Origin of the sequence: Phyllobacterium sp. CCNWLW183 (assembly GCF_037203775.1) — a bacterium.
Taxonomy (GTDB): domain Bacteria; phylum Pseudomonadota; class Alphaproteobacteria; order Rhizobiales; family Rhizobiaceae; genus Phyllobacterium; species Phyllobacterium ifriqiyense.
On the sequence record NZ_JBBCBN010000004.1, the window covers coordinates 291,949 to 314,445 of the forward strand.

Consider the following 22,497-nt stretch of genomic DNA (forward strand, 5'->3'; position numbering starts at 1 on the left):
AAGCTCAAGACGTTTAAGAGGAGGGAATGCGTGGGTCCTGCACAAGATAAAATGTACGTTTGGGCGTAAAGTCGGCAATCGGAAAGCCAAAGCTGGCATTCTCGCCGGGATCAATCTTTCCATCGCGGAATATCATCCGGTCATAGGGCTCGAAATCATCGCTGAAACTTGCGTAGCCATATGAGTCGATAGCGTCCTTCTTGTCGCCCGGCTGATAGAAGGACAGCCCATCGCCATAGTCGCTTGGCACATTCAATTGCTCCTGCAACTCGAAGCCAAATTCTACCCAAGGGTGACCACTGCCATTGGTTACTTCGACACGCATGTGAAACAGGATGCCGATATCTTCGGCAGGATCTTTAAGATTGGTCTGTTCGGTTCGAATGATCAGGACTGTGGGCGTTGTCGAATGGAACTCTTCGGTCAGGATAATCGGGTCTTGCCTTGTGCCTTTTCCGCTTACGCCGATAATCGTAAAGCCTCCCATTTCATCGGAAAAAGTATAGCGGCCTGCACTCCACAATTTTCCAGATTCAGCTTGGGCTGCGATGCTCGCGAAAAACAGAACGCACCCGGTTATCAGGCTTAAAGGCCAGCGCAGACTCATCCACCTCATCCGGCCCTCCCAAGCGGTTGCGTTCAACGTGGTCGGCAATTTGATTGCAGGATTATGACGGAAAAGAGCGGGGGCGCAACAGCTGTAAGGAACTAGCGAGCGACCTCTTCTGCAGATATATTGACGTTTACGTTAAAGTAAGTATAAAAATATGCCGGCTAGTCGTGGAATGAGGGCAATTGGCCGCATCTGATAGGCGCGACTCATTGTGGCAAACAGTTATTGTTGCGCTACAAATCAAAAAAACGACGCGCCACCGGCGCATAAGGGAATTTACTGCAGGAGGAATGCATGAGCGAGACAATTGAACTTCCAGAGCGCGAGAGCATGGAGTTTGATGTCGTGATCGTCGGCGGCGGGCCTTCCGGCCTTTCTGCTGCCATCAGGCTCAAGCAAATCAACCCCGAGCTTTCAGTTGTCGTCCTTGAAAAGGGCGGCGAGGTGGGCGCACACATCCTTTCCGGTGCTGTCGTTGATCCGATCGGTGTCGATAAGCTCTTGCCGGGTTGGCGCGAAGAGGAGGGGCATCCCTTCAAGACGCCTGTGACCGCGGATCATTTTCTTGTGCTCGGACCAGCGGGCTCTGTGCGTTTACCGAATTTCGCCATGCCGCCGCTGATGAACAATCATGGCAATTTCATTGTTTCACTGGGCAATGTGTGCCGTTGGCTTGGCACAAAGGCCGAGGAGCTCGGCGTCGAAATTTACCCGGGCTTTGCCGCAACCGAAGTGCTCTACAATGATAGCGGTGCTGTCATTGGCGTTGCGACGGGCGATATGGGTATTGAAAAAGACGGTTCGCATGGCCCAGCCTATACGCGGGGCATGGAACTGCTGGGCAAGTACACGCTTATTGCTGAAGGCGCGCGGGGCTCTCTTGCCAAACAGCTTATCAACCAGTTCAAGCTCGATGAGGGCAAGGAGCCAGCCAAATACGGTATCGGCTTGAAGGAACTCTGGCAGATTGATCCTGCAAAGCACAAACTTGGACTTGTGCAACATTCATTCGGCTGGCCGCTTGACATGAAAACAGGTGGCGGATCGTTCCTCTATCATTTGGAGGACAACACGGTCGCGGTCGGGTTTGTCATGCATCTCAATTACAAGAACCCCTATCTGTCGCCATTCGAAGAATTTCAGCGTTTCAAAACCCACCCAGCCATTCGTGGTATTTTCGAAGGTGGAAAACGTCTTGGCTATGGTGCGCGTGCGATTACCGAAGGCGGCTGGCAATCTGTACCGAAGCTATCTTTCCCGGGCGGTGCGCTGCTTGGTTGCTCCGCCGGGTTCGTCAATGTTCCGCGTATCAAGGGTTCGCATAATGCAATGCTATCAGGCATGCTTGCCGCAGAACATGTTGCAGAAGCATTGGCGACAGGCCGGGCCAATGATGAACTGATTACTTACGAAAATGCCTGGCGCACCAGCGAAATCGGCAAGGACCTCAAGCGTGTCCGCAACGTCAAGCCGATGTGGTCAAAGCTTGGCACCATTGGCGGCGTCGCCCTCGGTGGTCTCGATATGTGGCTCAATACAATTTTTGGCGGCTGGTCGCCTTTGGGTACCTGGAAACACGGCAAGAATGATGCGGCATCGCTGGAGCCAGCGGCAAATTACAAGCCGATTGCCTATCCGAAGCCAGATGGCGTCCTGACTTTTGATCGTCTTTCCTCAGTATTCCTCTCCAATACAAATCATGAAGAAAACGAACCAGCCCATCTGATCGTCAAGAACATGGCGCTTCAAAAGACTTCCGAGCACGATATTTATGCCGGACCATCAACACGCTATTGTCCGGCTGGTGTTTATGAGTGGGTTGAGGAACCAACCGGCCCGAAATTCGTGATCAATGCGCAGAACTGCGTTCACTGCAAGACTTGCGATATCAAGGACCCAAACCAGAATATCAATTGGGTACCGCCGCAGGGTGGCGAGGGTCCTGTCTACACCAATATGTAAAACTGCAACGACGCGCTACGGTGATGCTGAAAGCCGCTACTCAGACTTTTCAAGCATCACTGTCTGCTGCTCTGGCTCGTTGCCGTCATCGACACCGGCAATTGAAAAGCGCAGCAGAAGCGGCAGGTGGTCCGAGCCTACAGGTTCAAGAGTTTCGACCTGTGTCGAGACAATCCTGTCAGAGACCAGTATGTGGTCCAGCGGCAGGCCAATCCATTTGGCCGCGCGCGCCAGGGTTCCGTTGACCAGCCAGCTTGGGCGCAAGCCCTCTGCAATGCGTGTCTTGCTATATTGTGTGATGTTTTTTAGCGTTTGGCTCCATGGTACAGCATTAAAATCACCTGAAACAATCAACGGTCCTTCGAGTTTTTCGAAATAGGGCCGGATTTCCTCGACATTCCAGTCCTGCGCGAAAGGCCATGGCCAATCCAGATGCAACGATGCAATTATGGCGCTGCGTCCGCCAAAGTCGATCCTCGCAATAGCGACGAGACTATCAATACAGATCGGAGTTGAGCCCAATGCGAAGGGCCGCCGCGAAAGGATCGCTGCGCCTCCTATTGGGCTGCGATTTGAGCAGTAAAACGTATAAGGATAACGCGCTTCTATGGCTTTAAGTCGGGGGCGCCAATTGTCGGAAACCTCCTGCAAGGCAATGACATCGGGCGACTCTCTACCGATCAACCGGAAAACCTCCGCCTGCTGCTCATTGTCATAGCGCAGATTCAGTTGCAGCAGCTTGTACTGCGCCAGGCTCGTGGGCGCAGCCTCTGCGCCGGGGGCGGTCGGCGGTGTCAGTACCGTAGCCAGGGCAGTCATGCTTAAAACGATTGCCATTATTCCTTCGCGCCAAAGACGAAGAAACAGCGCTGGCAATGCAGACAGAGCCATGAGCACGGCAAGATGCATACGAAAATGCGAAAAAGAATCGAGTGCTGGATGTGCAGCACCGAAAAAACCAAGCACCAGAGGTATGGAAAACAGAACCGGTATCAATACGGCTGCGAGCTTGATCCAGGATTGCTTGTTCTTCGTCATCATCATTCCGCATTAACCCGGCAATTGCGACGCAATCAAGATGCGATTTTCGTTGGATAATAACAACCTGAGCACTGCTGACGGCACAAATTATACAACTGTGCGTTCGTTGTCCTCCATCGGGTTTCCAGCCAAATATCGGGTAGTTTTGAGGGCAGAAGCAGTGTGGGCCGAGCGAACCGGCCCATCGGGAAGATGGGCTTCCCGACTGGGCATCAGCCTTGCCGTTAAAACTGGAGGTAAACTATGCGGTACATGCCGTTTAGCGTTACTCTTACTGTGAAAAAGACCCGGACTAGCTGGTGGCTCAGCGTCCGGGTCCATTTCAAATAGTAAGATATAGAGGGGTGGGCGGAAATCCGCCCCTCACTCCGCTTCCAAATATAGCATCATTGGAACTATTTCCAAGCAACTTGTGGTTGGACTTTCGCTCAGCAAACCTATCCATTAGGTCTTGCGATGACGGAGAATTGCCATGGCTGTAAAACGTATTGTTGCAAACCTGCCTGCGGAAGACCCGCAGGCCTTGCGCTCGTTCTACGAAGCTTTGTTCGATCTGCAAGTTGTCATGGATCATGGTTGGATTTTGACTTTTGCCTCGCCGGAAGGAACAAAACCTCAATTGAGCGTGGCGAGCCAAGGCGGCTCCGGCACGATCGTCCCCCGGATATCAATAGAAGTCGACAATGTGGACAAGATCTACGATCTCGTCAAAGCTGCCGGTCATGAGATCGTTTACCAGATAACTGACGAACCATGGGGTGTTCGCCGCTTCTATGTTCGCAATCCATCCGGCGCGATCATAAATGTGCTGGAGCAGAGCTAGTCCCGCATTCTTCTCTAAAGCAACTTCCTCAGATCGTTGAGCAATCGCCCTTGTTCGCCAGGCGTCAAGACCTGTTCAAGTTCGCCATGCGTACTCACCCATATGGGCATCACGGCAGCGAGCAGATGCAATCCCTTATCCGTCAAAGTCAGGAGGCGGCTCCGCTTGTCGCTTGGGTCGACCATGGTCGTGATCAGACCACGTCTTTCCATTGGCTTTAGCGCGGCAGTAAGTGTCGTGCGGTCCATGGCAAGCAAAGAAGCAACAGAACTGAGATTTGGCGGCTCTGGCCGGTTCAATGACATCAGCAAGGAAAATTGGCCGTTGGTCAGCTCGTGGGGGCGAAGCGCTTCATCGAACATTCGCGCCAAAGAGCGAGCGGCCCGCTGAACGGTCAGGCACATGCAGTGATCGCGAACGTGAATAGTGGTTTCGAAAGTAACAGAGATCGTCTTTGACATGATTTATTTATGTTGATATCAACATATTTGTCAACATTCAGATACAGATCGTGGTGGGAGGAATTATCATGAGCGGAAACTTTATCTGGTACGAATTGCTGACGAGCGATACGCAGGCTGCCGAAGCTTTTTATACCCATGTCGTAGGGTGGGGGGCGGAGGATTCTGCTAACTCTCCGGTGAAATATACATTGCTGACCGTCGACAAGGCTCCCGTAGCGGGACTGATGTCGGCAAAGGATGCGAAGGTGGAGGGCGTTCCGCCCATGTGGTCAGGTTACATCATGGTTGATGACGTGGCTGACTATGTGGAGCGTGTGAAGGAGGCCGGCGGCAAAGTTCACACCGATATTATGGAGATTCCTGGCGTGGGGACATTCGCGGTTGTCGCCGACCCGCTGGGCGCTCCCTTCCAGCTATTCAAGCCATCCAAGCAGGCCCCGGATAATTATCCTGCGCCTTTTACAACTGGCACCATTGGCTGGCATGAACTTGTGTCGGGCGATGCTGACAAGGCTTTCACATTCTATTCCACGCTGTTTGGCTGGACCAAGGGTGAAGCCATGGATATGGGGCCAATGGGCACCTATCAGATATTCAATGTCGACGGCCAGATGTATGGCGGCATGATGACCAGCACCAACGCCGCCGATGTAAAGCTCTGGCGGTTCTACTTCATCGTCGACAATATCGACGCAGCGGTCGCGCGCATCAAGGGGAAAGGCGGCCAGGTGACAACCGAGCCCATGGCTGTTCCGGGTGATGCCTGGATCATCGAGGGCCGCGATCCGCAGGGCGCATATTTTGCTCTTACCGGACCGCGTAAATAATCCCTATTGGAAAGCCATCTCGAAGAAGCTGCGCAATTTTCGCGAGTGCAGCTTCTCTGGCGGCATTTCAGCAAGTTTTTCCAGTGCGCGAATACCAATCTGCAAATGCTGAGCGACCTGCCGCTTGTAAAATTCAGTCGCCATGCCCGGAAGCTTCAACTCGCCATGCAATGGCTTATCCGAAACACAAAGGAGCGTTCCATAAGGCACGCGGAAGCGGAAACCGTTTGCAGCGATTGTGGCGGACTCCATATCGAGCGCTATCGCGCGTGATTGCGAAAGCCGCTTTACCGGGCCGCGCTGGTCACGCAGTTCCCAGTTTCTGTTATCGATTGTGGCAACAGTGCCGGTGCGCATGATCCGCTTCAGATCATAGCCTTCAAGCCCGGTAACTTCCGCTACTGCCTGTTCCAGCGCAACCTGCACCTCAGCCAAAGCAGGGATCGGCACCCATACAGGCAGATCATCGTCGAGAACGTGATCTTCGCGCACATAGGCGTGGGCAAGCACATAATCGCCCAAAGCCTGCGTATTGCGCAGACCGGCGCAATGGCCAAGCATAAGCCAGGCATGCGGCCGCAACACAGCAATATGGTCGGTTATAGTCTTGGCGTTGGAGGGACCTACGCCAATATTGACCATGGTAATGCCGGAACCATCCTCGCGCGCCAGATGATAAGCCGGCATTTGCGGTAGCCTGCCGATTGGTACGCCGGATGTGGGGGCCTCATCGCCCGCTTCTGTGATGAGGTTGCCCGGCTCGATAAAACGCTCATATCCGCCTCCGCCAGCCGCCATAAGCCCCCGCGACAAGGCGCAGAACTCATCAATGTAAAACTGGTAATTGGTGAACAGGACATAGTTCTGGAAATGCATGGGGCGCGTGGCCGTATAGTGCGACAAGCGATGTAATGAATAGTCTACGCGCTGCGCGGTAAATGGCGAAAGCGGCATGATACTATCGAGATCATCGGTTTCGTATTCGCCGTTGACGATCCGGTCGTCGGTCGCAGCCAAATCCGGCACATCGAACAGATCACGCAACGGCAATAGAAAAGCGTCGGCGACTGAGGAGTCGACATGTGTGCCTTCCAGAAATGCGAAGTGAATAGGAATCGGCGTTGTTGATTCCTGCACGGTAACGGGACGGCCATGGTTGCGGATAAGCAGGCGGATCTGTTCTTCGAGATAATTATCGAAAAGATCCGGCCGGGTTATCGTTGCTGAATATTGCCCAGGTGCCGACACGTGGCCAAAGGCAAGCCGCGAGTCGATCTGCGCATAGCTTGATGTTGAGAGGCTCACCTCAGGATAAAAAGCACGAAAATGCGTTGCATCTCCTGCTTCACCTCTTGCTACACTGTCGAAAGCATCCCGCAAAAATTGGGTATTGCGTTCGTAAAGCGCGCTGAGTGCCTGAACGGCGGCCTTGGCATCTGTAAATTCCTCTGCCTCAACATGGGCTGGCATGCTGATGGAGGCTGTTTTCCTGGTTCCGATTCGTTTGTCCATCACCCAATATAGTGATTCAGTGCGACATTTGAAAAGCGGTCAGCTTAAACTCTTTGCAGGCTGACCAGCAAAACCAAACCTATCCCACCATTTGAGGGCGACCGGCCTTCATAGCTTGCGGCAAAAGCAATGACAGGACCGACAAGAATGGCTGAAAATATCAATGCCCTTAAAAACAGCAGCGAGTAATTGGCAGTTGTATTTAACATGGTCGTTTCCCCGAAAGCGGCTTGGCTAGTAACGACTTTGCTCCGGATTAGCTGAACTGGTGCTGATCTTGTTGTTCATCAACTGTTCAACAAGCGCTGTGCGAGCCCCTTGTGAAAGGACAATGGCTGCCTATGTTTAAAATCCAATCGACCCACTCATGGAGACGGATATGACAAGCCAAACCAAGCCGATCGAGCTTTACTACTGGCCCACACCCAATGGATGGAAAATTTCCATCATGCTTGAAGAGCTCGGTGTTCCTTACGACGTGAAGCTGGTGAATATCGGCAAGGGCGACCAGTTCGAGCCGTCATTTCTGAAAATCGCTCCCAATAATCGCATGCCCGCTATTATCGATCCGGAAGGGCCTGACAGTCAGCCGATCTCCATTTTTGAATCTGGAGCGATCCTGCAATATCTTGGCCGGAAGTTTGGCAAGCTCTATCCGCAGGACGAACGTAAGCGGGTCGCTGTTGAAGAGTGGCTATTCTGGCAGGTCGGCGGACTCGGTCCCATGGCAGGTCAGGCACATCATTTCCGTAATTATGCGCCCGAAAAGATCGAATATGGCATTAATCGCTACACGAACGAGGTCAATCGACTTTATGGAGTGATGAATCGCCGCCTTGAAGGCAGGGATTTTCTTGCAGACGAATACTCCATTGCTGATATCGCCTCCTATGGCTGGACGATTTCTCACGCCAACCAGGGCCAGGATCTCAATGATTTCCCTAATCTGAAGCGCTGGTTTGAAGCGATCCGCGCGCGTCCGGCGGTCGAGCGTGGCGTAGCCGTTGGTAAGGAAGAGCGCCGTAATCTCGCGGACGATAAGGAAGCGCAAAAGATTCTGTTCGGTCAAACAGCCCGCTAATCGCTGACGATAACAAAAAGTAGCCGTAGCTTGCCGTGGCCAAGGAGGCACAAAATAGGTTCTCTTGGGCAGAGAACCTATTAATTCTGCGCCGACCGTAAAGCCGATGCAACGAGCCCGCAGTCAGACGGGTGGGATACGCCAAGCGGGTGGCCGTAGCCGAGCTGATAAGGCTATAGCCGGGCCGATAAGTCTGCGGCAAAGCTGATAGCTGTGCCAGACTGGTAGCATTAGCCATAATCTGGTTGGCAGGTAAGTCCGAGATCAACTCGTAAGGCTGCGCAAAGCTGGCAGCAGTAGCCGAGCCAATACGGCCGGGCAGCCAATAAGTCCGCGGCCAATAATGCCAGGCAATAAAAAGCAGTCATGGAGGGTATCCATGACTGCTTTGCATTCCTATAATTTTTGCCCGTAACCAGCAATACTGGCTCAGACCCTTGGTTCTGCTTCGGTCAACCGAATAAAATACATCCGGATGAAGCCATCAGCGCTAGCGGTGTTTGAAATATCGCTGCACAGCCACCCTCAAACTTTTAACAATTACGCGCTGGGAGGATGCGCGTAAAAATTATGGCCTCGTAGATATCGATCGCAGAATAAAACAATCTTTATAATTGATACTAAAACAGCAACATTTAAAATGTAGCCAATCTATACTTCACTTGGATTTCGCGCGCAATTATACCTTAGTCTAAGACTGCCACTTTAATGAATTTGGCATTTCAGATGCTGGATGAAAGCGTTTGATGCGCAAATGCTTATAAAGCGGTTGCTTTATAGACGCTGATCGATCGATATCGGAACGGCAGCCAGCCCTGCATCGGTTCATTTCAACCATGATCTGTAAATTTTGCTGGCGCACATTCTAATTGCATGTAGGCTCCAACCGCTTTTCTTTAGAAAAAGGGGGAACCATGCCTTTCAAGAAAATTTTCTATGCGGGTCTGATTACCGCTGCTTTCGGCGCCTCATCGGCTATGGCCGAAGATATCGAGATTGCGGTGGCCGGCCCGATGACCGGCCAACTTGCCAATATTGGCGATCAGTTCAAACAGGGTGCTCAGGCCGCTGCCGACGCGATCAATGAAAAGGGCGGCATTATGGGCCGCAAGATCAAGCTCGTCATGGAGGATGATGTTTGCGATCCAAAGCAGGCCGTTTCCATCGCCAACCGCATTGTCGCTGCCGGTATCAAGTTCGTCGATGGTCATGCTTGCTCGGGTTCGAGCATTCCGGCTTCTTCGGTCTATGCTGAAGCTGGCGTATTGATGATGACGCCCGCTTCGTCAAATCCAGAATTGACCGACGCCGCTGCAAAGAATGGCTGGCCGACGATCATGCGCCTCTACACGCGCGATGATGCGCAGGGCGAATTTGTCGGACCTTGGATTGCCGAGAAGTACAAGGGCAAAAACGTCGTGGTTCTTCACGACAAGGGCGCCTATGGCAAGGGTCTTGCGGATGCCGTCAAGGGCAAGATGAATGAAGCTGGGCTGAAGGAAATTCTTTATGACGGCATCAATGCCGGTGAAAAGGATTATTCTGCGCTTATTACCAAGCTGAAGGATTTGAAGGCCGATTTCGTTTATTTCGGTGGCTATCATCAGGAAGCAGGGCTCATCCTGCGGCAAGCGGCAGACCAGAACTTCAAATTTCAGCTGATGATGGGCGACTCCATCGCATCTCCAGACTTCTGGGCCGTTTCCGGTCCTGCAGCTGAAGGGGTTATCTTCACCTTCCCAGCCAATCCGCAAGTTCGGCCTGAAGCCAAAGCAGCAGTGGAAAAGATCAAGGCTGGCGGTTTTGTACCTGATGGCTTTACGCTGTTTTCCTACGCCGTTATTGAAACTTTCGCACAAGGAATTGAGCGTGCAGGCGGTGATGATCCGGCAAAGGTCGCGGAAATTCTCAAGGACGGCACGCCCGTGAATACCGTCATTGGCCCTGTCGTTTTTGATGAAAAGGGCGATATCAAGGATGCCAAATACGATATTAATATTTGGCATGATGGAGCTTACGCACCCATAAAGGAATAATGCGGGGACCTTGCTCTCAATGAACTGGGTTTAAAAGAATGGGCAGGCAGGTTCTTTACCTTGCCTGCCCCTTTTCAATCCCGGCCCACAGATTACTGACGCGTCAAGCTCTCGCTTTTGCAGATGAGACCACCCATCACGCATCCGGACAGCGAAAGCGTGTCGCCTTTGGCGCTGGCCTTGCCATTATAAGTCTTGCCCTCATCAAGCTTGTTGACGGTGCCTTTATAAGAGCCATCCTTGCCTGCCATGGAGCCGATGGACTTGCCCTTATATTCGCCGGTCATCACTGTACCGCAATATTTGTCCCCGCCGCAGGATGAATACTGGATAATTGTGCCGTTAGGGCGCTTCCAGGAACCAACGATAGGCTCTTCAGCCATTGCTGATCCAGTCATAAGGGCAAAGCTGGCGCAGGCCAGTAAAATTTTGAACTTCATAATATCCTCCCGGTGAAGCGAACCAGCTCTCCGCCTGTTCGCAATAGTGCTTACGCGCACGTAAAGGTAATTTAAAATGCGAAGGAAGGGAAGTATGCCCAAACGGCAATTTTCTCCGGGGCAATGGCTTTTATAAGAAGGTTTGACTTGGGCTTCGGCGGGCCCCGAAAATCGGAACTCAATATTCCAATCGGATATGTGGTTAGCAAAGGCTTGAAATCGCTCTGGCGCATTTTAGGCGAATTTTTGACAAACGCCCGTATTGCCTGGAGCATTATATTTAACGAATTCCGAAGTTTACCAATTGTTTTTGTTTTGTTTGATCCCGGTTAATCATGCCCTTTAACAGCAATTTCAAGCCTCTCCTTCATTATCGGAAGCATCAAAAGAGCACGCCAAAAACAAACAGGCGGTTCTCAGAAGTCTGACAGGGCTTTCGTTTGACGCATACGAAATAGGTTCAACAGGGGTTTGGTAAAATGGCACGCTTTGATCTTCAAAATCTGGAAAATGGCCACATTGCTGGTGCGGCTCAGACAGATATTCTTTTTGAAATGGGCATCATGTATGCGACCGGTCGCGACTGTTCCGTCGATCTTGTGGCTGCCCATAAATGGTTCAATATCGCTGCAATCAAAGGTTGTGATCGTGCCGCCAAGCTGCGCGCTGAGATCGGGGCAAAAATGCCAAAGGCTGATATCGCCGTTGCTCTTCGTGAAGCGCGCGAATGGATGACCACTCACTAACTTCGTTTGATAAAGCAATAAAAGTATAAAACTTTAATCAAATGCCGTTTATTGACGATTTTTGTGGAAAATAATCAAAATTAATTAGCAGGCGCTTGGTTCGGTCGAATATTTTGTTCGACTGGTAAAATAAATGGTATATTTCCGACATAGTGCTTTGACAATTTTCAAGCTTTTCGCGTATTGAAGATGCGGTGAAGCGCTACAACCTGCGCGTGTGCGCGATTGATAATGAAGACGGAAAACATATGCTGGACGATTTGGAGAGGTTGTTATCAAGTTTAATTGACGCTCAAACACAACTCATAACGATGTGTGCCAAATCAAAATCTTTTCCTGACAACAATACTTTGCAGAAGATTGCCACACTTGAGCTCAACATTGCGGCTATAGAAACCGCTATTGCCAACCTGCCAAAACAGTCCGGATAGGTTCGACTCCGGCGCTGCCTCCCGAGGCGGCTATTCATTCGTCTCAAATCGCACCAGCGATGATTTTTCTTTGACTTGCGAGCTTTCCGTTACGATTTCGGCAATTTTGCCGTCATGCGGCGCGGTGATAGTGTGTTCCATCTTCATCGCTTCGAGCACCAGCAATATTTGACCCTTTTTGACCATATCGCCTGCTGAAACGCGCACTGACTTTACCAGGCCGGGCATGGGGGCACTGAGACGGTCTGCGGCATTGCCCGCTGCTTCCGCAAGGAGGAACGGGTCCGTGACGGCAAAGCTTGAAACCGCCCCTTTGGAAAGCACGGCGATGCCATTGGGTATAGCCGCTGTCTTGGCGCGCAGATTGATGCCTTTTCCGGTCACATGCCAGCCGCTTGCATCACGCCGGACCTTCACTTCAATTTTTCCTGCTGGCCCGGAAAGCATGAAGCGCTCATTGTTGAGTATAGCCACGCCATAACGCACGGGCTTTTCTTCCTCAATGAGTGTTACGGGATAGGCGGGGGAACCGAGATGGCTATATCCGCGCAGGGTCGCCCATGGGTCATCCGAGGCTGGCTGTTCCAGTAATCCGCTTGCAGCAATGATTGCCAGTTCTTTTGCACCGGCAGCTGTGGCTGATGGCGCCACGAGGCTGGCAAGATCGCGATCAATAAGGCCGGTGTCCACATCACCGCTGCCGAAACCTTCATGACGGATCAGGGCTGCGAGAAAGGCGAGGTTGGTGGTTGTGCCTGCAATCTCGGTTTGCACCAGCGCGCTTTCCATGGCTGCCAATGCTGCTGTCCGGTCGGCTGCGTGGACAACAACCTTTGCAATCATCGGGTCATAAAACGGCGAGATCGTATCGCCTGCGCGCACGCCAGTCTCGATGCGAATATCACCATTGGTCACGTTGTCGGGGAATGCCAGATGGTGCAGCGTGCCGATTGCCGGAAGAAAGCTGCGGGCAGGGTCTTCCGCATAGAGTCGGGCTTCAACGGCATGACCATTTAGCGGGATTTGCTTTTGCGTCAGCGGGAGTTTTTCTCCTGCTGCCACCCGCAATTGCCATTCGACCAGATCAAGTCCGGTAATCATTTCCGTAACGGGATGCTCAACCTGAAGGCGGGTGTTCATTTCCATGAACCAGAAACGGTCGGCTTTTAGACCTTCACTGGCATCGACGATGAATTCGATTGTGCCCGCGCCGGAATAATTGATCGCCAAAGCAGCCTTCACCGCAGCGCTGGTCATTGCCGCGCGCATTTCGGCGGTAATGCCCGGAGCAGGGGCCTCTTCAATCACCTTTTGGTGGCGGCGCTGTAGCGAGCAATCACGCTCATAAAGATGCACGGCATTGCCGTGATTATCGCCGAAAACCTGAACTTCAATATGGCGCGGCTTGGCAACATATTTTTCAACCAGCACACGGTCATCGCCGAAAGCGCTTTTTGCCTCACGCCGCGCACTACCCAGCGCCTCGGCAAAATCGTCGGGATTGTCGACCTTGCGCATGCCTTTGCCGCCGCCGCCAGCGCGGGCCTTGATCAGCACTGGATAGCCGATTTCCCGCGCTTTGGAGGCCAGAACCACCAGTTCCTGCGCTTCGCCGTGATAGCCTGGAACAACGGGCACCCCGGCCTTTTCCATCAGGCGCTTGGCGGCATCCTTTAACCCCATGGCACGAATGGAATCGGCGCTTGGGCCGATGAAAACCAGTCCTGCTTTCACCACTGCATCGACAAATCCGGGATTTTCCGAAAGAAACCCATAACCGGGGTGGATTGCCTCGGCTCCCGTGGCAAGCGCCGCTTCAATAATGTGGTCCGCCCGCAGATAGCTGTCGGTGACAGGCGCGGGTCCGATATTGACCGCCTCGTCCGCCATGGCGACATGCAGGGACTGTGCATCCGCATCGGAATAAACGGCAACAGTGCCGATCCCCATGCGCTGCGCCGTGCGAATGACTCGGCAGGCGATTTCACCACGATTGGCAATGAGAATTCTTGAGAACATCTTTGTCATGGGCATTGTATCTCGCTTGTTCGGCATGCGCCTTGTGCGTGGTTCGACAAGCTCACCATGAGGGAGGTTGCCGCTTTGCCTGCACGCTGGAGTATCTGGGGCTTTGCAATCCTCAGTTTTCCCTCATGGTGAGCTTGTCGAACCGCGCTGGACCGGATTGCTAATGTGGGCTTTATTATGAGCATTGGAGTTGCCATCCCATCACATCCGGAACATGCCAAAGCGCGTTTCTTCCACTGGTGCGTTCAATGCGGCAGATAGGGATAGCGCCAGCACTTCGCGGCTCTTTGCCGGATCGATAATGCCGTCATCCCACAGCCGTGCGGAGGAATAGAGCGGGTGGCCTTCGCGCTCATATTTTTCAAGGATCGGTGCACGGAAGGCTGCCTCTTCTGCGGCGGACCATTCAGCCCCCTTGCGCTCAATTCCCTCGCGCTTAACCAGTGCCAGAACCGTTGCCGCCTGTTCGCCTCCCATAACGGAAATGCGTGCGTTCGGCCACATCCACAGGAAGCGTGGCGAGAAGGCGCGCCCACACATGCCGTAATTGCCAGCGCCAAAGGAGCCGCCAACGATCATCGTTACTTTCGGCACCCGGGCTGTTGCAACGGCGGTCACAAGTTTTGCGCCATCCTTGGCGATACCGCGTGCCTCATAAGAGCGCCCGACCATGAAACCGGTAATGTTTTGCAGGAAAACCAACGGGATGCCGCGCTGTGTGCACAGCTCGATGAAATGCGTGCCCTTGAGTGCGCTCTCCGAAAACAAAACGCCATTATTGGCGATGATCCCGACCGGCATGCCGTAAAGATGGGCAAAGCCGGTAATCAGCGATGTCCCGTAATTTTGCTTGAACTCGTCAAACTCCGAGCCATCGACAAGCCGCGCGATAAGTTCACGCGCATCGTAAGGCTGGCGCAGATCTGTCGGCACAATGCCGTAAAGCTCATGCGGATCATAAAGCGGCGGAATCACTTTGCGAAGGTCGAGCCCTATCTCTTTCTTTCGATTCAGGTTTCCGACAATGCGGCGGGCAATGGCAAGCGCATGCGCGTCATCCATTGCGTAGTGGTCGGCAACGCCGGACTCGCGCGTATGCACCTCGGCACCACCAAGGTCTTCGGCTGATACCTCTTCGCCTGTGGCTGCTTTGACGAGGGGAGGACCGGCCAGAAAAATTGTCGCCTGTCCCTTCACCATGATCGTTTCTTCCGACATGGCCGGCACATAGGCGCCGCCCGCCGTGCACGAGCCCATCACCACAGCGATCTGCGGAATGCCTGCCGCCGACATATTGGCCTGATTGTAGAAGATGCGACCGAAATGCTCGCGGTCAGGAAACACCTCATCCTGATTGGGCAGATTGGCGCCGCCACTATCGACCAGATAGAGGCATGGCAGATTATTCTGCATGGCGATTTCCTGCGCCCGCAAATGCTTCTTTACTGTGAGAGGATAATAGGTGCCGCCTTTGACCGTCGCATCATTAATGACGATCATGACTTCCTTGCCGGAGACACGCCCGATCCCGGCAATCATGCCAGCCGAGGAGATGTTGTCGCCATACATATCCCACGCTGCAAACTGACCGATCTCCAGAAATGGTGAGCCGCTGTCCAGAAGCTGCGCAAGTCGTTCACGCGGCAAAAGCTTGCCGCGCGAGCTATGCCGCGCGCGCGCCTCATCGGTGCCGCCTTTGCTGACCACTTCCGCTTTGGCGCGAATATCATTGACCAGTATCTGCATCCGCTGTGCATTGGCCTTGAAGGTTTCGGTGTCGGTAGAGATTTGCGAGGTCAGAATGCTCATGCGTTTCCTTTAGGGTGCTATTTCAACGGCCTAAAAATCTGAATTCTGTTATTGCGACGTATGTAGACTTCGTCAGACAGCAGGCTGAAACCTTCCTTGAAGGTAATCCTGATAACGTCACGGGCTATGTTGGCGGCGCCCGGAATTGCTGCGTCAATGACAAATAATTCGTCCATGCGCGGTACAACAAAGATCGCGCCCTCGGGATATTTATTGTCGAGAGAATCCCAAAAACTATCGAGCAGTACAAGCGAGGTGGAAAGAAAAGTATTATTGTCCACCTGAAAGCGGTCTACCACACCTGCAACATTGTCTTTCTGAATTGCTGATAGTTTTTGCGTTACATTCTCAAGCGAAATATCGCGCAATTCCTCCAAGGAATAATCGGGTAAATCCTGAACGGAAAGAGGAGACATCGCTTCGGGAAGATCGACCATATAGACGGCATGAAGCTTACCGGCGATTTGCTCCTGCTTTATCTTAACGCCGAGCTTTGCAGTTTCTTCTACATATTCCTGTGAGCGAAGAACAATCACAAGGTCGTTGATATCATTCGGCGTCGATTTGCCGGAATCTAAGATCTGCACGCGCTGTCTTATGGCTTCCAACACATCCGGGTCACCCTGCGCCTGTATCCGCCCATAAAGATTGGCAAGATCAAAGCCGAATTCCTTGTCCTTATATTTGCCGGTAATAAGCGCAGCCATTGTTTTATCGGCAGTGATATCGGTCATGCCCGGCATTTTCTTCAATATCTCGATCACATAGAGGCGGAGTTCTTCCATGCTGGAGAATTTTCGCGATTTGGCAAAAGTCGCGCCTGATGATGAGAGGAAGGCGAATGCTGGAACAAATGCCAGTAACTTTCTTCGGTTAAGTAAGATTTTCATGAAAAATTCCGATCTGAAAATAGGTAATAAAAAGCGAAAAAATATAGTCTTCCGCCCAGCAAAATAAACGCTGAACGGTGCATATTCCAGACGGTGTCCGGAATGGTTCAATTGATATGGCTGAGATAAGATCATCTCTTTCTGCCGGTCCTCATATCAATACTTGATTGATCAATGATGATTGCCGAAATTGATTAAGCACTTTCGGCAAACATTTCCCGCCCGATTAGCATGCGCCTGATTTCGCTGGTGCCTGCGCCGATCTCGTAGAGTTTGGCATCGCGCAGCAGACGTCCGGTCGGGTAATCATTGATATATCCATTGCCGCCAAGAGCCTGGATAGCCTCAAGCGCACACCATGTTGCTTTTTCGGCTGCATAGAGGATGCACCCGGCAGCGTCCTTGCGTGTGGTTTCGCCGCGGTCGCAAGCCGAAGCCACCGCATAAACATAGGCGCGTGATGCGTTCATTGTCGTGTATATGTCGGCAAGCTTACCCTGCATCAATTGGAATTCGCCAATTGGCTGGCCGAATTGCTTGCGTTCATGCACATAGGGAACAACCACATCGAGACAGGCAGCCATAATGCCGATTGGGCCACCAGCCAGAACAACGCGCTCGTAATCAAGGCCGGACATCAGGATTTTCACGCCCTTGCCCTCTTCGCCGAGCACGTTTTCAAACGGCACTTCGCAATCCTCAAACACCAGTTCGCAGGTGTTGGAGCCGCGCATACCAAGCTTGTCGAGCTTTTGTGCCGTCGAAAATCCTTTGAAGCCTTTTTCAATCAGAAAGGCGGTCATGCCGCGCGAGCCGGCAGAAGGATTAGTCTTGGCATAAACAACGAGTGTATTGGCGTCGGGACCATTGGTGATCCACATTTTATTGCCGTTCAGCACATAGCGGTCATTCTTCTTGTCAGCACGCAGCTTCATTGAAACTACATCCGAGCCAGCACCGGGTTCGGACATGGCCAATGCGCCAACATGTTCGCCAGAACAAAGCTTAGGCAGATATTTCTCTTTCTGTTCAGCGGTGCCCCAGCGATTGATTTGATTGACGCAGAGATTGGAGTGAGCGCCATAGGACAGACCGATCGAGGCCGAAGCGCGGGAAATTTCTTCCATGGCAATGGCATGGGCCAGATAGCCCAGACCCGAGCCGCCAAAATCCGGATCAGCCGTCATGCCAAGCAGACCAAGCGTACCCATCTCCTGCCAAAGATGCATCGGAAACTGGTTGCTCTTGTCGGTTTCCTCAGCCAAAGGCGCAACCTTGGCTTGCGCAAACCGGTAAACCGTTTCGCGCAATGCCTCGATCTCTTCAGAAACTCCGAATTTTAGGCCCGACTCGTACATCACGTCCTCCCTTTGCGATTGTTTCGATCTTCTTGGCACCAACAAGGCGCAATCCCAATTCGACATAATTTTCGGCAACTTCGCTGGCCGTCAGCCGGTCATCGGCACGAAACCAGACATTGACACCCGTGGTCATGGCGATGATCGCCCGTGTAGTCAGCGCTATATCGGCAATGTCAAACGCGCCTGCCTCAATCCCTTCATCCAGAATATCACGCAGACTGCCTTCATAGGTGGAGCGGAGCTTGACAATTATTGCAAGATTATCGGCGGAAAGGCTGCGCAGTTCCATATTGGCGATGTGAACATCGTCGCGGCGCTCCACATGGTACTGGATATGGAAGCGGATAAAGGCGGCAAAACGCTCGCGCACTCCTTGCGCCTTTCCGTTTTCCTGCTGCCATGCGCCCAGCAGCCGCTCCATATGATCCCGCATCACTGAAAAGAGCAATTCCTGCTTGTTGGGATAATAACGGTAGAAGGCGGCAGGTTGAACGCCCACTTCTTCCGCCAGCTGGCGCATTGACATGGCCTCATAACCAATGCGCGCTATCAGGCGTTTGGCTGCGGCATCAATAGCGCTGCGGGTTTTCTCTCCATCTGATCCGGTCGTGCGTGCCATGGTGAATTAATAAAACGAACGTTCAATTAATTCAAGGGTCATATTAGACCTTCGTCCAATTGGAGAAGGCGCATTGATGCATATAGGATTGGACTCATTGCGAACGAAACCTCATTTCCAGAGAGTTGATTTTTAATGATAAATGCGCGCCTTTCTCGTGGTGTCCTAGCCATTTCGGCCACGGCACTTGCCTCCCTTGTTCTCGCTTCGTCTGCAAGTGCGATCACAATGAAAGAATGCAGCGTCAAGTATAAGGCGGCGCAAAGCGCTGGCGAGGCGGAGGGCGTATCGTGGAGCGAATTCCGCAAGGCCCAGTGCTTGAAATCTTCGAATGAAGATGCCGCCGCAACGACGGACAAAAATTCAAAGAAGGTTGCGGAAGAAAAGCCAGCAAAAGCTGAAAAGAAAACCGAAGCAGTGTCTGGCGAGATGAATTTCCCGCCCGCCATATCCGCCAAATTTGCCAGTGAAAAGCCGGCAAAGGCGCGAATGCATACATGCCTGGAGCAATACCGCGCAAACAAAGCCGCCAATACGCTCGGCGGAACAAGCTGGATTGAAAAGGGTGGTGGTTACTACAAGCAGTGCAATGACAGATTAAAAAGCGCCAAGCCATGACTCAATCTGCTGCACGTTTAGGTCGCTTGAAGTCCGGCGATGGCGGTGGCACATTCCATGGCATGGAAACACGTGTCGCATTTCTGGGAAAATCATTTGAGAAGACGGATCGCAAGCTCGACACCGTCATCCGGGATGTTTCAGATTTGAGGGGCGATGTTATCGTTTTAAAGAGCGACGTGGCTGGACTGAAAAGCGATGTTTCCGGCCTGAAAAGCGATGTAACCGGCCTTAAAAGTGATGTTTCCAGCCTTAAAAGTGATGTAACCGGTCTGAAAAGTGATGTAACTGGTCTGAAAAACGATTTTTCAGGGCTCAAAGATGATGTTGGTGGTCTGAAAGGCGATTTTACCAGTTTCAGAATTGATATGGCATATCTAAAAGCCAAAGTTGATGCGCTGCCCTCGGCAATAGCCTTTGGTAAGCTTTCAGCAAAAGTCGATAGTCTGCCATCTGCCCAGGAGTGGGGAGAATTACGCGGGCGTGTTGAAAGCCTCCCTACCACTGGTAAACTTGCCAGTATGCTTGCTATAGCAGTTGGCTCGATCGCGATTATCAACAACTGGCCAGCCATTATTGCTGCGATTTTTTGACGTAGATCGTAACGTATTCGCGGATAGGGCTGGCGTTGCGTGTTTGAGCGTTAGCGCGGTGACTTGAAATCCAGCGCCTTGAAGACTGTTGCGGCCACCACGATCCAGCCAAGGATAAGCAGCGAGCCTCCAAGCGGTGCGGCAAAGGCAAACAGCCTGTCTCCGTTCAAATCCCGGGAAACCAGATCGCCGATGAAGAAAAGCAGCCCCAAAATCAGGATTAGTCCACCTAAATAAGAAGCGCGGCTGAGCTTTCCGAGCAAAGAGAGCGACAGAAATGCCGGTGCATGGATCAAAAGGATCGGCGCAATAGTTGCCATATGGCCGCTGGTGCTGTGGGCCGCCGCTGCATAGGCTGCAATGCCCGCCGCGCCGAACAGGCCGCCCAAACCCACAAAACCCCGATTTATTTCCACGCTCTTCTCCCTGTCTAGCTTGCGGCTTGCAATGCCAGCGGCAATTGCTGCTCGAATATATCGAGTTCAGCATCAAGACCGACGCTGACCCTGATGCAACGGTCAAGCCCCGGTGCCATTGGTTTGCGCACGAAGACATCCCGTTCGATCAGTCCGTTCAATACGGAAAGTGCGTAAGCCCCATCTTTTCCGCAATCAATGGTAACGAAATTGGTGGCTGACGGGATGGCCTTCAATCCGTTCGCTTCGGCTATTGCGCTTATCCGGTCTCTTGCCGCTATGATCTTGCCTACGACCTGTCGCAGATAATCCTGATCTTTGAGCGCTGCAAGCGCTGCAATCTGAGTCAGCTTGTTCATGCCGAAATGATTGCGGATTTTGTCAAAAGCAGTGATTTGCTGTTGCGCGCCGATAGCATAGCCACAGCGCATGCCAGCAAGACCATAGGCCTTGGAAAAGGTGCGCATCCGCAAAACATTGCTCCGCGATATATCAATTGCGGGTTTGGAACTGGCAGGAGCAGTCTCGCCATAGGCTTCGTCGAGGATAAGCATTGTCGTTGGCGGGAGTGCATCTATGAAACGTTCAACGTCTTCTGCGTCCCACCAGGTCCCCATGGGATTGTCGGGATTGGAAAAATAGACGAGCGGCGCATTCTCGCGCTTTACTGCATCGAGAAGCGCGCTCAAATCTTCTCTATCGTCGCGATAGGGAACAGTTATCAAGCGCCCGCCAAATCCAGCCACATGGAAATTGAACGTAGGATAGGCACCCAGCGACGTTACCACGGGGGTACCCTCGCTGACATATTGACGAACAGCCAGCCCGAGCAAAGTATCAACGCCTTCGCCCACGACAATATTGGAGGGGGCAACATGCAGATGACTTGCCAATGCATGCTTCAGGTCGAAGTTTTCCGGATCAGCATATTTCCAGGACTCGGCGGCATGTTTCTGTATGGCAGCGATGACGGATGGGGCAGGGCCAAAGCCATTTTCATTCGCCCCGAGACGAGCACGAAACAGGCCGTTGCGTTTGCGCTCAAGCGCTTCCGGCCCAACAAAGGGCACTGTTGAGGGCAGTGAATCTATGAGGGGAACGAGCTTCGGGTTCATAAGCAAAGCGATAGCAGTTTTCCTGAGCTAAACCAGCAAAACTTAACCTGAAATCCCAGGAAATCCGCTAATTTTTTCGTTGTGCCGACATCTGTTTGGCATGCTTATGTTTCAGCCTGTCGCACGACGTGTGCCGCAAATTTGGAACCAAATCTGTCTCTTCAAGGTTTTGCAGCCAGTGGGACAATGAAGATAACAGAGAGGCCACGAAATGAAAAAGATTCTTGTACTGACCGCAGCGGCGTTGTTTGCCACTTCCGGTCTCACATTTGCGCAGGACACAGTGGTTGTTGAAGTTCCACAAAGTGCACGGGACTATGTGATTGCCAACCCGTCCGATCCTGTCGTGATCGATGATGAACTGTCACAAGGCTATGTTGTGCCGGAAGATGTTGTAGTCAGGGAAATTCCTGAAAGTCCGGGCTATGGCTATATTTATGTGGAAGGTCGCCCCGTCATCGTGTCGATGAACGACCGCCGTGTCGTATATTTGTCTGATGCAGGCGGACCAAGCGCTGGTAGCGCATTTCCGGACGAGGTAATCACCTATGTCGAAAAACATCCAAGTGATCCGGTTGTCATCGAAGGTGAGCTGACAACAGGTGTGGTTGTCCCTGCTGACGTTCCGCTCGTTGAAGTGCCGGATCAGCCTCGTTACTCTTATATCTATGTGGATGACCGTCCGGCATTGGTCGAAAGAGAAACGCGCCGGGTTGTCTGGGTGCGTTAAGGCTCGATTTTAGTGGGAGAGAGAAGCGTCGCCGGTTAGCTCCGGCGGCGCTTTTTATCGCCACCTACGATGATATCTATTGCCATAGAAGATGATAGGCGGATTATTGAAACGCATCTCGTCAAACTGAGCGCGTGATGCAGCGCGACGATCCAGTTCCAGATTGAGCAGGCAGGAGGCAAAGCCATCACCGCCGCGCTTGAATCCATAAGATGAACAGGTTTGGCTATCGATTGCACGGCGCTCTTCAGGTGTCATCGTGGTACAACCGGTTATCACAAATGCGGCGAGCAGTGCCGATCCAATCAACAATCTCATAATATCCTCCACTGCAAATGGCAG

24 protein-coding genes are annotated in these 22,497 nt (G+C 52.3%); 10 read left to right on the forward strand and 14 right to left on the reverse strand.

All coding sequences use genetic code 11. The features are described 5' to 3' along the window. Positions 1-13: 13 nt before the first annotated feature. Positions 14-607 (reverse strand): hypothetical protein, encoded by a 594-nt coding sequence (locus tag V9K95_RS11885; RefSeq protein WP_307283687.1) that lies wholly within the window; start codon positions 605-607, stop codon positions 14-16. A 300-nt stretch (positions 608-907) separates the two neighbouring features. On the opposite strand from V9K95_RS11885, the gene V9K95_RS11890 reads away from it, so the two are divergent. Beyond that, positions 908-2,575, forward strand: a complete 1,668-nt coding sequence (locus V9K95_RS11890) for an electron transfer flavoprotein-ubiquinone oxidoreductase (RefSeq protein WP_336440947.1) — start codon at positions 908-910, stop codon at positions 2,573-2,575. A 36-nt stretch (positions 2,576-2,611) separates the two neighbouring features. Here V9K95_RS11890 and V9K95_RS11895 read toward each other — a convergent pair whose 3' ends face one another. Beyond that, on the reverse strand, positions 2,612-3,613 hold the full coding sequence (locus tag V9K95_RS11895) for an endonuclease/exonuclease/phosphatase family protein (protein WP_336440948.1): 1,002 nt from the start codon (positions 3,611-3,613) through the stop codon (positions 2,612-2,614). Positions 3,614-4,088: 475 nt separating this feature from the next. Between V9K95_RS11895 and V9K95_RS11900 the strand changes: the two genes are divergently transcribed. Beyond that, the gene (locus V9K95_RS11900; RefSeq protein ID WP_336440949.1) at positions 4,089-4,439 is read left to right on the forward strand and encodes a VOC family protein; all 351 of its coding nucleotides are present in this window, start codon (positions 4,089-4,091) and stop codon (positions 4,437-4,439) included. 14 nt (positions 4,440-4,453) lie between these two features. On the opposite strand, the gene V9K95_RS11905 is transcribed toward V9K95_RS11900, so the two are convergent. Continuing rightward, on the reverse strand, positions 4,454-4,900 hold the full coding sequence (locus V9K95_RS11905) for a MarR family winged helix-turn-helix transcriptional regulator (RefSeq protein ID WP_307283700.1): 447 nt from the start codon (positions 4,898-4,900) through the stop codon (positions 4,454-4,456). A 68-nt stretch (positions 4,901-4,968) separates the two neighbouring features. Between V9K95_RS11905 and V9K95_RS11910 the strand changes: the two genes are divergently transcribed. Further along, positions 4,969-5,730, forward strand: a complete 762-nt coding sequence (locus V9K95_RS11910) for a VOC family protein (protein WP_336440950.1) — start codon at positions 4,969-4,971, stop codon at positions 5,728-5,730. Positions 5,731-5,733: 3 nt separating this feature from the next. On the opposite strand, the gene V9K95_RS11915 is transcribed toward V9K95_RS11910, so the two are convergent. Together V9K95_RS11915 and V9K95_RS11920 are read right to left on the reverse strand one after the other, a co-directional pair. Next, positions 5,734-7,242: an AMP nucleosidase gene (locus tag V9K95_RS11915; RefSeq protein ID WP_336440951.1), complete on the reverse strand. Its 1,509-nt coding sequence runs from the start codon at positions 7,240-7,242 to the stop codon at positions 5,734-5,736. A 44-nt stretch (positions 7,243-7,286) separates the two neighbouring features. Beyond that, entirely contained in the window at positions 7,287-7,451 is a 165-nt protein-coding gene (locus V9K95_RS11920; protein ID WP_336440952.1) for a hypothetical protein, read from the reverse strand. A 170-nt stretch (positions 7,452-7,621) separates the two neighbouring features. Between V9K95_RS11920 and V9K95_RS11925 the strand changes: the two genes are divergently transcribed. Together V9K95_RS11925 and V9K95_RS11930 are read left to right on the forward strand one after the other, a co-directional pair. After that, positions 7,622-8,323: a glutathione S-transferase N-terminal domain-containing protein gene (locus tag V9K95_RS11925; RefSeq protein ID WP_336440953.1), complete on the forward strand. Its 702-nt coding sequence runs from the start codon at positions 7,622-7,624 to the stop codon at positions 8,321-8,323. 914 nt (positions 8,324-9,237) lie between these two features. Then, complete coding sequence (locus V9K95_RS11930) at positions 9,238-10,359, forward strand: ABC transporter substrate-binding protein (protein WP_115051911.1); 1,122 nt, start codon at positions 9,238-9,240, stop codon at positions 10,357-10,359. A gap of 92 nt (positions 10,360-10,451) precedes the next feature. Here V9K95_RS11930 and V9K95_RS11935 read toward each other — a convergent pair whose 3' ends face one another. Beyond that, positions 10,452-10,799, reverse strand: a complete 348-nt coding sequence (locus V9K95_RS11935) for a DUF2147 domain-containing protein (RefSeq protein WP_307283717.1) — start codon at positions 10,797-10,799, stop codon at positions 10,452-10,454. A 479-nt stretch (positions 10,800-11,278) separates the two neighbouring features. Here V9K95_RS11935 and V9K95_RS11940 point away from each other — a divergent pair, with 479 nt between their 5' ends. Then, entirely contained in the window at positions 11,279-11,545 is a 267-nt protein-coding gene (locus tag V9K95_RS11940) for a tetratricopeptide repeat protein (RefSeq protein ID WP_115051908.1), read from the forward strand. A gap of 194 nt (positions 11,546-11,739) precedes the next feature. Beyond that, positions 11,740-11,976 (forward strand): hypothetical protein, encoded by a 237-nt coding sequence (locus V9K95_RS11945; RefSeq protein WP_336440954.1) that lies wholly within the window; start codon positions 11,740-11,742, stop codon positions 11,974-11,976. 30 nt (positions 11,977-12,006) lie between these two features. On the opposite strand, the gene V9K95_RS11950 is transcribed toward V9K95_RS11945, so the two are convergent. The 5 genes from V9K95_RS11950 to V9K95_RS11970 all read right to left on the reverse strand — a co-directional run bounded on the left by V9K95_RS11950 (position 12,007) and on the right by V9K95_RS11970 (position 18,683). Next, on the reverse strand, positions 12,007-13,995 hold the full coding sequence (locus V9K95_RS11950; RefSeq protein ID WP_336441012.1) for an acetyl/propionyl/methylcrotonyl-CoA carboxylase subunit alpha: 1,989 nt from the start codon (positions 13,993-13,995) through the stop codon (positions 12,007-12,009). Positions 13,996-14,205: 210 nt separating this feature from the next. Further along, a complete protein-coding gene (locus tag V9K95_RS11955) occupies positions 14,206-15,813 on the reverse strand; it encodes a carboxyl transferase domain-containing protein (protein WP_336440955.1) in 1,608 nt (535 codons plus the stop codon). 17 nt (positions 15,814-15,830) lie between these two features. Then, positions 15,831-16,703, reverse strand: a complete 873-nt coding sequence (locus V9K95_RS11960) for a DUF1444 family protein (protein WP_336440956.1) — start codon at positions 16,701-16,703, stop codon at positions 15,831-15,833. A gap of 194 nt (positions 16,704-16,897) precedes the next feature. Continuing rightward, on the reverse strand, positions 16,898-18,061 hold the full coding sequence (locus tag V9K95_RS11965) for an isovaleryl-CoA dehydrogenase (protein WP_336440957.1): 1,164 nt from the start codon (positions 18,059-18,061) through the stop codon (positions 16,898-16,900). After that, complete coding sequence (locus V9K95_RS11970) at positions 18,027-18,683, reverse strand: TetR/AcrR family transcriptional regulator (RefSeq protein ID WP_336440958.1); 657 nt, start codon at positions 18,681-18,683, stop codon at positions 18,027-18,029. The genes V9K95_RS11965 and V9K95_RS11970 overlap by 35 nt, the downstream gene beginning before the upstream one ends. A 135-nt stretch (positions 18,684-18,818) precedes the next feature. Between V9K95_RS11970 and V9K95_RS11975 the strand changes: the two genes are divergently transcribed. Both V9K95_RS11975 and V9K95_RS11980 read left to right on the forward strand, forming a co-directional pair. Continuing rightward, positions 18,819-19,301, forward strand: coding sequence for a hypothetical protein (locus V9K95_RS11975; RefSeq protein ID WP_336440959.1), 483 nt, complete (start codon positions 18,819-18,821; stop codon positions 19,299-19,301). 62 nt (positions 19,302-19,363) lie between these two features. Continuing rightward, a complete protein-coding gene (locus tag V9K95_RS11980; protein WP_336440960.1) occupies positions 19,364-19,894 on the forward strand; it encodes a hypothetical protein in 531 nt (176 codons plus the stop codon). Positions 19,895-19,944: 50 nt separating this feature from the next. Here V9K95_RS11980 and V9K95_RS11985 read toward each other — a convergent pair whose 3' ends face one another. Together V9K95_RS11985 and V9K95_RS11990 are read right to left on the reverse strand one after the other, a co-directional pair. Next, entirely contained in the window at positions 19,945-20,310 is a 366-nt protein-coding gene (locus tag V9K95_RS11985) for a DUF423 domain-containing protein (protein WP_115051900.1), read from the reverse strand. A gap of 14 nt (positions 20,311-20,324) precedes the next feature. Beyond that, positions 20,325-21,425, reverse strand: a complete 1,101-nt coding sequence (locus tag V9K95_RS11990; protein ID WP_442958557.1) for a pyridoxal phosphate-dependent aminotransferase — start codon at positions 21,423-21,425, stop codon at positions 20,325-20,327. Between the two features lie 211 nt (positions 21,426-21,636). On the opposite strand from V9K95_RS11990, the gene V9K95_RS11995 reads away from it, so the two are divergent. Next, positions 21,637-22,155, forward strand: a complete 519-nt coding sequence (locus V9K95_RS11995) for a DUF1236 domain-containing protein (RefSeq protein ID WP_115051898.1) — start codon at positions 21,637-21,639, stop codon at positions 22,153-22,155. Positions 22,156-22,209: 54 nt separating this feature from the next. Here V9K95_RS11995 and V9K95_RS12000 read toward each other — a convergent pair whose 3' ends face one another. After that, entirely contained in the window at positions 22,210-22,473 is a 264-nt protein-coding gene (locus tag V9K95_RS12000) for a hypothetical protein (protein WP_115051897.1), read from the reverse strand. Between the last annotated feature and the right edge of the window lie 24 nt (positions 22,474-22,497).